At 69.6% G+C, this 13,617-nt stretch carries 16 protein-coding genes and 1 pseudogene; 13 read left to right on the forward strand and 4 right to left on the reverse strand.

The features are described 5' to 3' along the window. Positions 1–23: 23 nt before the first annotated feature. Both ABZ406_RS14430 and ABZ406_RS14435 read left to right on the forward strand, forming a co-directional pair. A complete protein-coding gene (locus tag ABZ406_RS14430; RefSeq protein WP_357760583.1) occupies positions 24–2,126 on the forward strand; it encodes a M14 family zinc carboxypeptidase in 2,103 nt (700 codons plus the stop codon). A 77-nt stretch (positions 2,127–2,203) separates the two neighbouring features. Further along, entirely contained in the window at positions 2,204–2,860 is a 657-nt protein-coding gene (locus ABZ406_RS14435) for a fasciclin domain-containing protein (RefSeq protein ID WP_357760586.1), read from the forward strand. A gap of 6 nt (positions 2,861–2,866) precedes the next feature. Here ABZ406_RS14435 and ABZ406_RS14440 read toward each other — a convergent pair whose 3' ends face one another. Continuing rightward, positions 2,867–3,856, reverse strand: a complete 990-nt coding sequence (locus tag ABZ406_RS14440) for a tyrosine-type recombinase/integrase (protein WP_357760589.1) — start codon at positions 3,854–3,856, stop codon at positions 2,867–2,869. Positions 3,857–3,947: 91 nt separating this feature from the next. Between ABZ406_RS14440 and ABZ406_RS14445 the strand changes: the two are divergent. Next, a pseudogene (locus ABZ406_RS14445) lies at positions 3,948–4,094 on the forward strand (hypothetical protein); the annotation flags it as partial. Then, positions 4,091–4,843, forward strand: coding sequence for a hypothetical protein (locus ABZ406_RS14450; protein ID WP_357760592.1), 753 nt, complete (start codon positions 4,091–4,093; stop codon positions 4,841–4,843). The pseudogene ABZ406_RS14445 and the gene ABZ406_RS14450, both read left to right, overlap by 4 nt. 122 nt (positions 4,844–4,965) lie before the next feature. On the opposite strand, the gene ABZ406_RS14455 is transcribed toward ABZ406_RS14450, so the two are convergent. Continuing rightward, a complete protein-coding gene (locus ABZ406_RS14455; RefSeq protein WP_357760594.1) occupies positions 4,966–5,448 on the reverse strand; it encodes a GNAT family N-acetyltransferase in 483 nt (160 codons plus the stop codon). Positions 5,449–5,688: 240 nt separating this feature from the next. Here ABZ406_RS14455 and ABZ406_RS14460 point away from each other — a divergent pair, with 240 nt between their 5' ends. The 6 genes from ABZ406_RS14460 to ABZ406_RS14485 are packed head-to-tail and all read left to right on the forward strand — an operon-like array spanning position 5,689 to position 8,530. Further along, positions 5,689–6,114: a YbaB/EbfC family nucleoid-associated protein gene (locus ABZ406_RS14460; RefSeq protein ID WP_357760597.1), complete on the forward strand. Its 426-nt coding sequence runs from the start codon at positions 5,689–5,691 to the stop codon at positions 6,112–6,114. After that, the gene (locus tag ABZ406_RS14465) at positions 6,111–6,434 is read left to right on the forward strand and encodes a hypothetical protein (protein WP_357760600.1); all 324 of its coding nucleotides are present in this window, start codon (positions 6,111–6,113) and stop codon (positions 6,432–6,434) included. Before ABZ406_RS14460 ends, ABZ406_RS14465 begins: the two co-directional genes overlap by 4 nt. Positions 6,435–6,461: 27 nt before the next feature. Next, positions 6,462–6,932, forward strand: a complete 471-nt coding sequence (locus ABZ406_RS14470) for a hypothetical protein (RefSeq protein ID WP_357760603.1) — start codon at positions 6,462–6,464, stop codon at positions 6,930–6,932. Then, entirely contained in the window at positions 6,925–7,473 is a 549-nt protein-coding gene (locus ABZ406_RS14475; RefSeq protein WP_357760606.1) for an endonuclease, read from the forward strand. Before ABZ406_RS14470 ends, ABZ406_RS14475 begins: the two co-directional genes overlap by 8 nt. Beyond that, positions 7,470–8,003, forward strand: coding sequence for a hypothetical protein (locus ABZ406_RS14480; protein WP_357760609.1), 534 nt, complete (start codon positions 7,470–7,472; stop codon positions 8,001–8,003). Before ABZ406_RS14475 ends, ABZ406_RS14480 begins: the two co-directional genes overlap by 4 nt. Continuing rightward, on the forward strand, positions 8,000–8,530 hold the full coding sequence (locus ABZ406_RS14485) for an SUKH-4 family immunity protein (protein WP_357760612.1): 531 nt from the start codon (positions 8,000–8,002) through the stop codon (positions 8,528–8,530). Before ABZ406_RS14480 ends, ABZ406_RS14485 begins: the two co-directional genes overlap by 4 nt. A 25-nt stretch (positions 8,531–8,555) precedes the next feature. Here the strand turns inward: ABZ406_RS14485 and ABZ406_RS14490 are convergent, their stop codons facing one another. Both ABZ406_RS14490 and ABZ406_RS14495 read right to left on the reverse strand, forming a co-directional pair. Beyond that, complete coding sequence (locus tag ABZ406_RS14490) at positions 8,556–9,350, reverse strand: alpha/beta hydrolase (RefSeq protein WP_357760615.1); 795 nt, start codon at positions 9,348–9,350, stop codon at positions 8,556–8,558. Positions 9,351–9,396: 46 nt separating this feature from the next. Beyond that, positions 9,397–10,209: an NAD(P)-dependent oxidoreductase gene (locus ABZ406_RS14495; RefSeq protein ID WP_357760617.1), complete on the reverse strand. Its 813-nt coding sequence runs from the start codon at positions 10,207–10,209 to the stop codon at positions 9,397–9,399. 229 nt (positions 10,210–10,438) lie between these two features. Here ABZ406_RS14495 and zwf point away from each other — a divergent pair, with 229 nt between their 5' ends. The 3 genes from zwf (at position 10,439) to ABZ406_RS14510 (ending at position 13,589) form a co-directional block, all read left to right on the forward strand. Then, the gene (gene zwf / locus ABZ406_RS14500) at positions 10,439–11,818 is read left to right on the forward strand and encodes a glucose-6-phosphate dehydrogenase (RefSeq protein ID WP_357760620.1); all 1,380 of its coding nucleotides are present in this window, start codon (positions 10,439–10,441) and stop codon (positions 11,816–11,818) included. A gap of 224 nt (positions 11,819–12,042) precedes the next feature. Next, positions 12,043–13,467 carry an OFA family MFS transporter gene (locus ABZ406_RS14505; RefSeq protein ID WP_357760623.1) on the forward strand — a complete coding sequence of 475 codons (1,425 nt, stop codon included), beginning with the start codon at positions 12,043–12,045 and terminating at the stop codon, positions 13,465–13,467. After that, positions 13,464–13,589 (forward strand): hypothetical protein, encoded by a 126-nt coding sequence (locus ABZ406_RS14510; RefSeq protein WP_357350453.1) that lies wholly within the window; start codon positions 13,464–13,466, stop codon positions 13,587–13,589. Before ABZ406_RS14505 ends, ABZ406_RS14510 begins: the two co-directional genes overlap by 4 nt. Positions 13,590–13,617 lie beyond the last annotated feature (28 nt).

Raw genomic sequence — 13,617 nt, forward strand, 5'->3', positions numbered from 1 at the left:
ACGATCAACTCGTCGGAGGCCACATGAGACGCCAGCGACCCACACTCATCGCCGTGTCCACCCTCATCGCCGTCACCCTCACCACCGCCGCACCCACCCCCGCCACCGCCGCACCACCCGACCAGGTCACCGCCCTCACCGCCCACCAGGCCGACGGATACACCACCCTCGCCTGGCAACCCGTCGACGGCGCCACCGACTACCAGATCGAACGCACCCCCGTCGACGCCGACGACACCCCCACCGGCCAACCCACAATCGTCGGCATCTGGCGACCCAACCGCCAGATCAACCAACAGACACCCACCTTCGCCGACGCCGGCTACCACCCCGGCGACACCTTCCAATGGCGCGTACGCGCCCGCACCGGCACCACCGAACAGCCCTACTCCGACCCGGTCACCGCCACCACCACCGCACCCTGGGGCAACCCCGACACCCCTGGCGAGAACCTCCGCACCCAATGGGAGACCACCCACGCCGCGCAATACACCAGCGACACCGACGAGTACGCCTACACCGCCGCCATCGACACCCTCAGCGACCGCGTCCGCGTCGTCGAACTCGGCCGCACCGTGCAGAACCGACCCATCAACATGCTCGTCATCGGCCACCCCACCCCACCAGCCACCCCCGCAGCCGTCGCCGCCACCGCACCCGTCGCCATCAACTGCAACGTGCACGGCAACGAACCCGGCGACCGCGAAGCCTGCCTCATCATGGCCCGCCAACTCGCCTTCAGCACCGACCCCCGCATCACCGACCTGCTCAGCCACACCACCGTCCTGATCGTCCCCACCATCAACGGAGACGGCCGCGCCAACAACACCCGCGGCAACTCCACCGGCCAGGACCTCAACCGCGACTACTCCCTGATCCGCCAAACCGAAACCACCGCGTACATCAGGATGGTCCGCGACTACCGACCCGTCGCCGGCTACGACGGCCACGAATTCGGCAACTCCCGCGCCGGCGACCTGCCGATGCTGCCCCCACGACACCAGAACGTCGCCCAACCCATCTTCGACCAGTCCCAGGACATGATCGAAGGCCACATGTACACCAAGGGCGCCGAAGCCGGCTGGTGGGCCTGCCCCTACGGCTGCGAAGGCGGAGGCAACGTCGGGCTCAGCGAGGAAACCATCCTGCGCAACACCCTCGGCCTCAAGAACGTCACCAACTCCCTCCTGGAACTGCGCAGCTCCGGCGGCCAGACCCGCCCCGACGAGGGCAACACCGCCAACAACCGACGCCGCAAGACCTACTCCGCCCTGTGGACGTTCCAGCAGTTCCTCGACTACCACCGCGCCGACCGCGCCGACATCCTCAACGCCCGCGCCGAGGCCATCGAAACCCAGGCCGCCAACACCGGCCGGCTCGTCTTCCGCGGCTCCCGCCCCATCCCCGCCCACCCCGCGCCCCACCCCGGCGACAGCCCACCACCACTCGACCCGCCCCCCGCCGACCTGATCCTCGACACCCCGCCCTGCGCCTACAAACTCACCGACGCCCAGTACAACGGCACCCGCACCGACGGCCCCGGCGGCGTCGGCACCACAGTCGCCCACCGCATCGCCGCCCACGGCTGGAAGGTCATCACCATCGGCGACGACCACTACGTACCCCTCAACCAACCCGAACGCGGCCTCATCCCCCTGCTCCTCGACACCCTGGGCGTCGAGAAACTGACCGACGGCGAACGCGTCCACCCCACCCTCACCGGCCGCCGCAACGGACCCCTGACCGTCACCGGCTTCACCTGCGCCGACGACGCCACCATCAACGGCCCCGTCACCGTCCGAGCCGGCGCCGCGCTCGTCACCACCAACACGACCATCAGCGGCCCGCTGACCGCCACCGGCGCCGCCGGCATCCTCCTCGCCGACAGCACCATCAACGGCCCGGTCCGCCTCACCAACACCACCGACACGATCTCCATCATCGACGCCACCATCGCCGGCCCCACCGACCTGTCCGGCAACACCACCGGCACCGACACGCCAGTGCTCGCCGGCACCACCATCCGCGGCCCCCTCAACTGCACCGGCAACAACCCCACCCCGCACAACCTCGGCATCGCGAACACCGTCAACGGCCCCCGCACCAACCAGTGCGCGGCCCTCTGACCCACCACCAGTCGTGCCGGCGGCGCGGGCCCAACGCCCCGCCGCCGGCACCTCACCACCCACCCGTGGAGGCCGCCGTGTCGCACCCCGCCACCCCACCGCGACACCCCCGCCGCCCGACCACCACCCGACGAGCCCTCGGCCTGCTCCTGCCGACCCTGCTGCTCGCCGCCTGCACCGGCAGCCCCGCAACACCGCGCCCCAGCGACCTGGCCGCACCCACCGGGCCCCTGTGCGCCGCCCTGCCCACCGGCACCGAGCCGGGCAACCCGACCTTCCTCGCCGGCCAACCCGTCGAGGCGGCGCTGCGCTGGATCCCCACCCTCACCACGTTCGAAGCGGCACTGCGCACCAGCGGCGCCCTCACCGACCTGCCCACCGGCACCGCCGTCACCGTCCTGGCACCCTCCGACGACGCCTTCGCCGCCACCTTCTCCGAGGACAACTGGGACGACCTCATGACCCACCACACCGACCAGGTGCGCACCCTGCTGAAAGCTCACCTCATCAGCGGAAACCACCCCATCGCCGACCTGAGCGACGCCGGCACCGCCACCACGCTCGACGGCACCACCCTCACCGTCACCCGCACCGGCCCCACCGCCCGACTCGGCGACCGCGCCGACACGGTCTGCGCCGACTACCAGGCCACCAACGCCCGCATCCACATCATCGACGCCGTCCTCGGCCCACTGCCCGTCACCGCCGACGGCACCGGCCACCGCGCACACTGACCACCCTCACCCCGGCGGCACCAGACCCGCCAGCGCGCGGTTGGTCCGATTCGCCCGGACCGCGTCCCGCTGCTGCCCCGCGGTCACCTCGATGTACGTCTGCGACGACGCCAACGACGCGTGCCCCAACAACCGCATGATCTCCGCAGCGCTCGCACCGTCCTCCGCCAACCGGGTCGCGAAGGTGTGCCGCAACGCGTGCAGCCGCGCACCACGCGGCACCCGGTCACCGATGCCAGCCCGCCGGTAACACGACTCGACGAGATACTGCAGGCCACCACGGCGCAACGGCTCACCACGCCGATCCACCAGGAACGCCGAATCGGGGCGCACCGACCGCGAACCGAAACGCCGCACCCGACTGTCCAGGTAGTCCCGCAGCACCCGGTCCAGATCCGCCTCGATCGGCACCACCCGAGGACGCCCACCCTTACCCACCACCTCGACCCGCCGCTCACCGGAGCGACCGCCGAGCGAGTCGACGCGCAACGCCAACAGCTCCGACAGGCGCAGCCCCGCGCAGAGCGCCACCGCCAACACCGCCACGTCCCGCTCCGGCCACGGGTCCCGCTGTCGACCCTCGTCGCGCGCGGCGGAGGCGAGCAGCACCTCGGGGGTGTCAGCGCCGCGCAACGGCTTCGGCTGGGGGAGTAGCGCCCGAGGACGCCCGACCGCCGGCATCGGGTTACCGGCCACGAACCCGTCCGCGACCAGGAACGTGAAGAAACTGTTCCAGGTGGACCAAGCCCGATGCACCGACGCGGGCGCCCGGGGAGCGGCGAACCGGGCGAAGGCCGCCCGCATGACCCGGGGGGAGAGGTCGGTGATCGACAGCGCGTCGAGGGGGAGGGGAGTGGCCTCCGCGACCAGAGCCGCGACAGCGTGCAGATCCCTGCGGTACGCGGCCAGGGTGTGCGGGGAGGGCTTGCGGGTGGCCCGAGCGGTCAGGAACTCCTCGATCAGCACCGCGAGCGATTCGTCCTTTTTGTCATGCATAAGGGATATTATGCAGCATTTTCGTGTTCCCCGGAAGGGGACCGGCAGAGGGGGAGAAGATGCCAGATGCCCGCGATAGGTCCTCACCGGAGCGCCCGGCGCCGGCAAGACGACAACCATCGAGGCCCTGCGCCACAGGGGACACGTCACCGTCCGAGAAGGCCGCCACCGACCTCATCACCGACAGACAGGCATTGGCCCGTCACCTGGTCAGACACACGTATCGTGCGCGACATGACCTCGCCCGTTGCCACCTGTCCCGAGTGTGGTCGACCCGGCGCACCCGCGGTGTACCGGGATCCGGACGATCCCGTGGAGCGGGTCTGTTCCGAGGGGCACCGGTGGCGGGCGACCGGCCGACGCGGGTGGTCCCCGGCGGCGACACCCACCGCGGTCGCTGCACCCCCCGACACCACGGTTCGGACCGGCGCCGCCTCGGTCGACAGGGACGGGCGGCGCTGGCGGGTCGGCACGGCCGCCGACGTCGCCTGGCTCGCCGGGCGTACCACGCGGGGTTTCTCGGTCACCGCCGCGATCCCACCGGTGTTCGAGGCGTACGGCACGTTTCACCCGCCCGCCGGCGTGGACCTCGACGCCCACGAACACGCGGTGATCGACGAGCTGGCGGGATGCACGCCCGATCAGCACTGGTGGTTGGGTTTCCTCGACACCGGGGCCCACGACGTGGTCTTCCCGCACGCCCGGCGGGTGTCGCTCTACTGGGGTTGGTCGTACGTGCTGGTCGAGGCTGGGCCGGAACAGGCCCTCAGGTGGCGGACCGGTCACATGCGCGGCGACGGGGCGCTGCCCGACCTGTTCTTCCCGGCGGATCGTTCCTGGCTCGTCTCCGCCCTGTGGGACGACATCTGGACCGATGTCGGTGCCAGCGCGAAACTGCTCACCGCACTGCGGGGCAACCGGCTGGTCAACGCGCGTCTCGTCGGGCCGGACGAGGACGCCTGCCCGCCTGGCCTGACCCGCGACTGACCACCGCCGGAGGGGACCCCCAGAACGCATTACTTTACATAATGCGCATTATCGAATCGCGCTCCGGCGGCTCGGCGACAGCCGAGAAGAGGCAGTCTCGACACCCGGTGTGCGGGCGGACGTCAGTTGTCGCCGATGCGCAACAGCATGGTGTCGGAGCCTCCGTTGCGCCCGACCACGGTGAAGCCCGCCTTCTCATACAGGCGGCGAGCGGCGTTGCCGTCCTCGACACTGAGGCTCAGTCCCGGGATCCGGCGTTGCTCCGCGATGCTGATCACGGCGGCCGTCAGGCGAGATCCGACCCCCTGTCTCCGGGCCCGCGGAAGGACGCCCAGCGTCAGCTCGGGTATGTCGGGCGCCACGAACCCGTAGCCGGGCCGCTCGGTGGGCAGCGTCCGGCCCCAGACAGCCCCCACCGCGGTGCCGTCGAGCATGGCCACCATGCCGAGGTCGTCGCCGGGGGTGAAACCCTCAAGATAGCGGCGTGCCATCTTGTCGGTGCGTATCCAGTCGAGGGTGAAGCGTTGATCCGACCAGTTGTAGGCCTCCAGGAGGATCTGCTCCAGGAACGGCACGTCGTGGGCGATCGCGTCGCGAATCTGCACCGGTCCAACCTATCCAGCGGGGCTGCTGCCTGACCTGCGCCTTCGCTGCGATGAAGGCTGCCCGGGCGTCCACCGTGTGCATTCGGAGGTCGCGGCTCTCCCCCGGTGTGCACCGGGTGCCCGGCGGTTGTGGTCCCGATTCTGTTCGGTGCAGAGGTATCCATCCGTTGTGGAACGGCGGATCGTTTGACCCGGGTCCGTAGGCTCGCGGAGGTTCGCGCACTATCGGGAGGACGATCTATGTCGGTGTCACGGGACGCGAGTGGGGATTTCGCCCGCATGCTCGACGCCACTGTCGGTGCGCTTCGGGCGGTGAGCCCACCGCCGGAGGGCGAGGAAGCCGCCCGGCAGCGGCGGAGCGGCGAGGCAGCGGATGGTCAGGTCCGCGCCGAGTTCGGTGCCGATGGTCGGCTGTCGTCGCTTGCCGTGGATCCGCGCCTCATGCGCCAGGGCTCCGGCGAGCTGTCCGATCTGATCGTCGAGGCGGTCAATGCGGCGATCGACTCGATGCGCGGCGGTGCCTCCGCGCCGGGCGCTGCGGACCTGACGCAGCTGACCGAGCAGCTGCAGGAGGTCCGGGACGCGGCGGTGCCGCGGTTGAGCACGTTTCTGCAGACACTGACCGAGGCGCAGGCCCGGATGTCCGGCGGGAGTGCCGACCGGTGAACGGCTTCGAGGTGAGGCCCGAGGCCCTGCGGGCCGGCGGCGAGCAGGTGATCGGGGCGGCCGAGCGGTTCACCGGGCAGCTCGAGAGTTTCGAGGCGCAGATGGCCGCGTACGGCGAGCCCTGGGGTGGCGACGACATCGGTTCGCTGATCGGGGTCGTGTACAGCGGGGTGTCGGCGTGGGTGTTGGACTGCATCGGTGTGGCGGCCGAGGAGATCGGCGCGGCGGGCAGTGATCTGACCGCGATGGCCGAGAGCTACGAGTCGGTCGAGCGTAGCGCTGCGGACGCGATGCGCGGCATCCTCGGAACTCTGGGCTGAGGGATGGGACTTCAGCTGCCGGGTGAGTTGGTCACCGCCCTCGGTTGGATTGGCTTCTCCTGGCCGGAGGGCGACGAGGAGAAGCTGTTCGAGATGGGGCAGGCGTGGATCGCCTTCGCGGGGACGGTCGGCGAGGCCTCCGGGGAGGCTGGCGCGGCCGCTTCGGCGGTGATGTCGCAGCAGAGCGGCGAGGCGATGCAGGCGTTCGCGACGTGGTGGGCGAAACCGGAGAGCGGGCCGGGCACGCTGCCGGACTACGCGCAGGCGGCGATGCTGGTCGGCACCGGTCTGATCATCTGTGCCGGGATCGTGCTCGCGTTGAAGATTTCGATGATCGTGCAGCTGGCCATTTTTGCGTTCGAGGTGGCGCAGGCCATCGCGACCGCGGTCGTCACGTTCGGCGCGTCGCTGGCTGAGATCCCGATCTTCCAATTGATCACGCGGGAGATCGTCGGTCTGTTGATCGACCAGGTGATCACGGAGTTGATCAGTGGCTAGCCGGCCCCGCAAGCGAGGTGGCGCGGCCAGGCCGAATGCGGGCAACATCGTCGGCGCGGCGGTGAAGAAGGCCTCGGCGCCCCCGGTGCGGCGTAACAACGATCTGCCTGAGGTCACCATCCGGGTTCAGCGGAAGAGCATGCACCACCGCACCGATTTCGACCGGAAGATGGCCGCGTTGAAGCGGCTGAGCGATCAGGGCAAGTTGTTCAAGCAGGCGAACCCGGTGGCGCGCGACACCAGCATCACCGGTGGTTTCAAGGACCGGATCATTCGGAAGATCCACAACAAGTACATCAAGAACAACAAGGGCAGTGACGCGCAGAGGGCCAGGGACCGTGACGCGGCCGAGCGGATGAAACAGCGGGTGCGGGACCAGAACCCCGATCATGTCTGGGAGCTGCAACTCGGCGGTCCTGACGAGGTCAGTAACCTGAAGCTGATGGACGCCGACACCAACCAGGACATCGGCACCCAGATCCGGGTGCAGATCATGAACCTGCCGGACGGCACGCCGATCCGAATTGAGGTAGTGGATTGAACCCCGATCTGCGGGAGCTCATCGAGGAGCTGCGCGTCGACCTGGTGGCGGACGAGGACAACGCCGTCGGCTGGGGAGAGATCGGCGCGGGCGCGCCGGCTGACAGGATTCCGGCGGAGGTGCCGCAGCCGGTACGCGAGCTGATGGAGGTCGCCGAGAGCATCGCGGCCGGGGCGTTCTACCTGCCCGGCGTCTCCTCGTCGGCCCGGATGCAGAGCGGTTTGGCGATCATGCCGGAATACACCGGCGTCGCCGTCGAGCCCGACGAGTGGTACTACGTCGGGCGGGTGAAGGAGGAGCCGCTGTTGCTGCGGCGTGACTCCGGCGCGGTCTGGTATTTCCCGCAGGTGAGCACGGACGAGTGGTTCGTCCGGGAGGCGTTCCAGCAGATCGCCCCGGACCTGGACTCCTTCCTGGCCTACTACGTGTTCGGTGCGGGGTACGCCGAGATCGGCGCTGACGACGACGACTGGTGGCGGTTCCTCGAGGAGCAGGATCTGACCTCCCCCGGCGAGCAGGAGGACGAGTGAGCGTGTCGTTGGCGGAACTCACCGCGTTGTGGGGGGCGGACGGTGTGATCGAGGTGCCGGTCGACCTGCTCGGCGGCGTGCTCGCACCGGGGGTCCTGCCGGCCGGTGCCGCCCTTCCGGTCGAGGTGCCGGTGCTGTTCACCGCGGACGTCACCGCCCCGGGCATGACGCCGTTCGGCAAGCTGAAGATCGAGATCGGTGATGACGGCCCGCGGTTGTACGTCATCCTGGGCAGCTCGCCCGATGACGCCCAGATGCTCTACATCCTCGACTCGCAGGACGGCTCGGTCATCCTGCTGGACCTCACGACGCCGAACTTCGAGCACGTCAACGCCTCGTTCGCCGCGTTCGTCGAGTTCCTCTACCGGCTCGGGCTGCTGATCGACAGGGATCCGGGCGGCAGGGCGCGCGCCGAGCTGGCCGCGGCCGTCCGTGGTGAGCTGGAGCGGGTCGACCCGTCCGCGTTCACCGATCCGGAGTCGTGGTGGAGCATCGCCTTCGACCAGCTCGAGTCCACTGCGGCCTGACGCCCCTCCCCCCGCTGGTCCGTCGTCAGCCCGGTGTGCGGTGCAGCCAGTCCTGGGTGAGCGATCGCAGCAGGGCGGGTTGTTCGTACGGCAGGTAGTGTCCGGCCGCGTCGATCACGGTGTAGGTGCCACGCGGGTAGTGGCGCAGGGCGTGGAACTGGTCGGCGTACCCGACGATCCGGTCCTGTCGGCCGGTGATCACGCTGACCGGGCCGTTGAAGACGACCCCGGCGGTCTCGTCGGGTAGCGCGTAGTCGGGGCCGCCCTGTAGCTGCTGGTGGAATGTGGGGTCGCCGGGGCCGCCGGAGTTCAGTGCGGCGAGCACCGTCGCGACGACGGTTGGGGTGCGGTGGCCCAGGGCGGCGTCGAGGTGGGCGTGCAGGGCGGTGGGGGCGGCGTCGAGCCAGCCGGTGGGCGCGTCGAGTGGTGGGTCGTCGGGCAGGGTTCGGTTGTCGCGGGCGATGGTGACGCCGGGGCAGACGAGGAGCAGGCCGGCGACGAGTTCGGGGCGTTGGCGGGCGATGCCGGCGGCCAGGTACGCGCCGTAGGAGCCGCCGGCGAGCAGGACCGGTGCGTCGACGTGGTGGTCGAGCCAGGCGCAGACGCTGTCCAGTACCGCCTGGGAGGTGGGTGGGCAGTGTGCGGGGGTGTCTCCGTGGCCGGGTAGGTCCAGGTAGATCTCTCGGAGGCGGGTGCCGGCGAGGGCGGGGCGGAAGGCGGCGGCGGTGGCGGTGCGGCTCATGCTGAACATGGGTAGGCACACCACTGCTGGTCCGGTGTCCGCTGACTGGTCGTACGCCAGGTGCCTGGAGGAGTCCACGCTGGACATTGTTGCGCCCTTTCCGTGTCGGTGGTTCGGTCGCCGGTCAGGGTGCGCCGTGAATGTGGGTGAGGGTGGTCCCGGGGCTGGCGTACCTGCCTCCCTGGGGCGCGGAGTAGTCGATGGGGTCGTCGGCGCCGACGACGTGGGCGGCGTGGTCGTCCGCGTTGTCGACTGGCGTGTAGCCGAGCTGGGTGCCGGCGTCGAGGTCCCGGAATCGGCGGGTGTTTGCCGACACGGCGTAGGCGATCGCGAAGGGGACGCTGGGCGCGGTCATGGCCGCTCGGATGAATCCCAGGCAGTCGCGTGGGCTGAGCCAGGTGGCGAGGTATCGGACGTCGTCCGGTCTGTCCTCGAAGCTGCCGATGCGCAGGCACACCACGGACAGGGCGAACTTGTCCGCGTACAGGCGGGCGAGGGCCTCGACGGCCACCTTGCTCACTCCGTAGAACCCGTCCGGTCGGACCGGATCATCGGGGTTGACGATCTTTTCGACGGGGTGGAAGCCGGTGACCCGGTTGCTGCTGGCAATGACGACCCGGTCGACCTGTTGCCTGCGGGCGGCCTCGAGTACGTGGAACGTGCCCAGCACGTTGGCGTTCAGCAGTTCGGCAAGTGGGGCCTCGTCCGGTAGCCCGGCGAGATGGACGACCACGTCGGCGCCCTCGAACGCCGAGACCACGGCGTCGAGGTCGGCCAGGTCCAGGCGGATGACTCGCTCGACCGGCGACTGGGCGGTCAGCGGGACGCGATCGATGAGGACGAGGTGGCGGACCTCGTCCTGTAGGGCGTGGCGGAGGACGTTGCCGATGCGGCCGGCTGCGCCCGTGATGACCACGGTCCCGAGGGATGGACTCATGTCGGCAGTCTCTCCTTTCCTACCGACAGGGATTCGCAGGCAGTATGATGATCGAAATTCTTCGATCACGCTGGAAGTTGCCCGCATCACACCTGAACTGCGAACCTTCTTCAAGGTAGCGCCGTCGTTGTCGCCGACCTCACGTACGCCGCTCGCCGGGAATTCCTGGAGCTGGTCGTGCCGTTGTCCGTTCGGAAGATCAGGTTCGGATGATCGAATGGGAAGTGCCATGCACATGCGCTCAGACGCGGTAGTGCTGTTCGGCGTCACGGGAGACCTCGTCTCGAAGAAGCTGTTCCCGGCGCTGTACGAGCTGACCCGGCGCGACCGCCTCGACGTTCCGGTGATCGGTGTGGCCCGCTCCCCCTGGGATGATCAGCAACTGGTCACCATGGCCCGTAAGTCGGTCACCGAGGCCGATGACGAGATCGACGACGAGGTCTTCGATCGGCTGGCGGACAACCTGTCCATGATCTCCGGCAACTACGCGGACCCGGCGACGTACCAGCGGTTGGCCGAGCGGCTGCGGGACGCCGAGCGGCCGGTGTTCTACCTGGCGATCCCTCCGGTGGTGTTCGGCTCCGTCGTCGAGGGCCTGGCGGCCGTGGGTCTGGCCGACCGGGGTCGGGTGATCGTGGAGAAGCCGTTCGGGCGTGACCTGCAGTCCTCGCGCGAGCTGGACCGCACACTGGGCGCGGCGTTCGCGGCGGAGCGGGTGTTCCGCATCGACCACTACCTCGGCAAGGAGGCCGTCGAGGGCCTCTACGCTTTCCGGTTCGCCAACCGGCTGTTCGAGCCGTTGTGGAACAACGAGCACATCGACAACGTCCAGGTGACCCTCGCCGAGGGGTTCAGCACGCAGGGTCGGGCCGGGTTCTACGACACGGTGGGCGCGACCCGGGACGTGTTGCAGAACCACATCCTGCAGGTCGTCGCGCTCATCGCGATGGAGGCGCCGGCCAGCGAGGACCCGGCGGCGTTCCGCGAGGCGGAGGCAGCGGTGCTGCGGCAGATCGCGCCGCTGTCGCCGGAGTCCACCGTTCGGGGCCAGTACGCCGGGTACCGCGACGAGCCTGGCGTGGCGGCCGACTCGAACACGGAGACGTTCGTGGCGACGCGGTTGACCGTCGACTCCCCCCGCTGGGCGGGTGTGCCCTTCTACCTGCGTGCCGGTAAGTCGCTGACGGGGACGGCGACGGAGGTGGTGGTCGAGTTCAAGCAGCCGCAACATTCCTTGATCCCGGCCGAGCGGGGCACGGCGAGTGCCGCGAACCTGCTGCGGTTCCGTCTGGGGCGCGGTGACGGCATCACCATGTCGATCCAGGCGAAGAGCCCGGGTGCCGAGGTGGCGAGCCGCCCGGTGGACCTGTCCGTCGACTTCGGTGCGGCGCTCGGTCGCCGGCAGGAGGCGTACGAGCGGCTGCTCGACGACGCGATGGACGGGCAGCACCTGCGCTTCGCGCGGGCCGAGACGATCGAGCAGGAGTGGCGCATCGTCGAGCCGATCCTGGATCTGCCGGCGGCGGTGCGGTCGTACGAGAAGGGCAGTTGGGGTCCGGCGGACGCTGACGCGTTGGCCGGCGGCTGGCACCTCCCGGACCTGCGGTAGCGGCCAGGGCCGGCGCGTGGGGGGGTCAGGGGTCCCGCGTGCCGGCGGTGTCCGGCCCCGTGGCTTTCCGGGAGCCGAGTCGACGACGGCACCGCGGTGCCGTCGCTGACTGACCGCTCAGCTCAGCGGAGCGACCGTCCGGCGCTGGCGAGGTTTGCCGCTCACGTGCGAGGTGGGCACGTTGGGGGCGACGTTTCTCGTCCTCGTCGGAGAGGAAGCAGCGCATGCTTTCCGCACTCGATCGTCGGCACACCATCGCGCCGCCCGGCTACAGCCGGTGGCTCATCCCCCCGGCGGCGTTGGCCATCCACCTCTGCATCGGTCAGGTCTACGCCACAAGCGTCTACAAGAACTCCCTGATCGCTCACTTCGACACCAGTCAGACGGCGATCGGGGTGATCTTCAGCATCGCGATCGTGATGCTCGGGTTGTCCGCCGCGATCGCCGGGACCTGGGTGGAGGCGAACGGGCCGAGGAAGGCCATGTTCGTCTCGGCCTGTTTCTGGGCGACGGGTTTCCTGGTGGGCTCGCTGGGCATCGCCACGAAGCAACTGTGGCTGCTGTACCTGGGCTACGGGCTGCTCGGCGGCATCGGGCTGGGTATTGGCTACATCTCCCCCGTCTCCACCCTGATCAAGTGGTTTCCGGACCGGCCGGGGCTGGCCACCGGGTTGGCGATCATGGGGTTTGGTGGTGGGGCGATGGTCGCCTCTCCCCTGTCGCGGCAACTGTTGTCGTTCTTCGACGCCGGCTACGACCCGGCCAACGCGGGGTCGACGGCGTCGGGCAGCGCCCTGGTGTGGCTGTTCGTGACGCTCGGCCTGGGTTACTTCGTCATCATGATGTTCGGGGTGGCGAACGTACGGGTGCCGGCGCAGGACTGGCGGCCGGCCGGCTTCGACCCGGCAAGCGTGGCGGCGAAGCCGCTTGTCACCACGGCGAACGTGTCGGCGGCGAACGCGGTGAAGACCCGCTCGTTCTGGCTGCTGTGGGTGGTGCTGTTCTGCAACGTCACCGCCGGCATCGGCATCCTGGAACAGGCCAGCCCGATGATTCAGGACTTCTTCCGGGACAACGGCACCTCCGCGGTGACCGTCGCGGCGGCCGGCGGGTTCGTGGGTCTGCTGTCGCTGTTCAACATGGCCGGCCGGTTCGTGTGGTCGTCCACCTCGGACGTCATCGGCCGTAAACCGATCTATCTGGTGTACCTCGGTGTCGGCATGGTGCTGTACGCGTTGCTGGCGCTCGTCGGGCAGACCTCGACGGCCCTGTTCGTGCTGCTGGCCTGCGTGATCCTGTCGTTCTACGGCGGGGGGTTCGCGACAGTGCCGGCGTACCTGCGGGACCTGTTCGGCACCTTCCAGGTCGGCGCGATCCACGGTCGGCTGCTGACCGCCTGGTCGGCGGCGGGCATCGCGGGTCCGCTGATCGTCAACGGGTTCCTCGACGCGCAGGGTGAACCCGGTTCGCTGACGGCGGCGGCGTACCGGCCGGCGCTGTTCACGATGGTGGGTGTGCTGGCCGTGGGCTTCGCGGCGAACCTGCTGGTGCGGCCGGTGCCGCAGCGCTACCACGAACCGGCGGCGGAGCAGAACGCCGACCAGCGCGCGGACGAGGACACGACGGCCCAGAGGAGTGGTACGCGATGAGTGACGACAGCCGATCCGGGCAGCAGGCCCGGTTGTGGATCTCCTGGTTGGTGGTGGCGGCGCTGCTCGGCTACGGGGTGGCGCAGACGGTCATCACGGCGGCGAAGCTGTTCACCCACTAGAGCGGTGAGCCGGGGCGCGTCGCGCGCT

Source organism: Micromonospora sp. NPDC005710, assembly GCF_040630995.1.
Taxonomy (GTDB): Bacteria; Actinomycetota; Actinomycetes; order Mycobacteriales; family Micromonosporaceae; genus Micromonospora.

Excerpts from the sequence above, each read along its gene's own strand:
- ABZ406_RS14430 (WP_357760583.1), top strand. The coding sequence starts at position 24 with ATGAGACGCCAGCGACCCACACTCATCGCCGTGTCCACCCTCATCGCC.
- ABZ406_RS14440 (WP_357760589.1), bottom strand. The coding sequence starts at position 3,856 with ATGCATGACAAAAAGGACGAATCGCTCGCGGTGCTGATCGAGGAGTTC.
- ABZ406_RS14450 (WP_357760592.1), top strand. The coding sequence starts at position 4,091 with ATGACCTCGCCCGTTGCCACCTGTCCCGAGTGTGGTCGACCCGGCGCA.
- ABZ406_RS14460 (WP_357760597.1), top strand. The coding sequence starts at position 5,689 with ATGTCGGTGTCACGGGACGCGAGTGGGGATTTCGCCCGCATGCTCGAC.
- ABZ406_RS14495 (WP_357760617.1), bottom strand. The coding sequence starts at position 10,209 with ATGAGTCCATCCCTCGGGACCGTGGTCATCACGGGCGCAGCCGGCCGC.
- zwf (WP_357760620.1), top strand. The coding sequence starts at position 10,439 with ATGCACATGCGCTCAGACGCGGTAGTGCTGTTCGGCGTCACGGGAGAC.
- ABZ406_RS14505 (WP_357760623.1), top strand. The coding sequence starts at position 12,043 with ATGCTTTCCGCACTCGATCGTCGGCACACCATCGCGCCGCCCGGCTAC.
- ABZ406_RS14510 (WP_357350453.1), top strand. The coding sequence starts at position 13,464 with ATGAGTGACGACAGCCGATCCGGGCAGCAGGCCCGGTTGTGGATCTCC.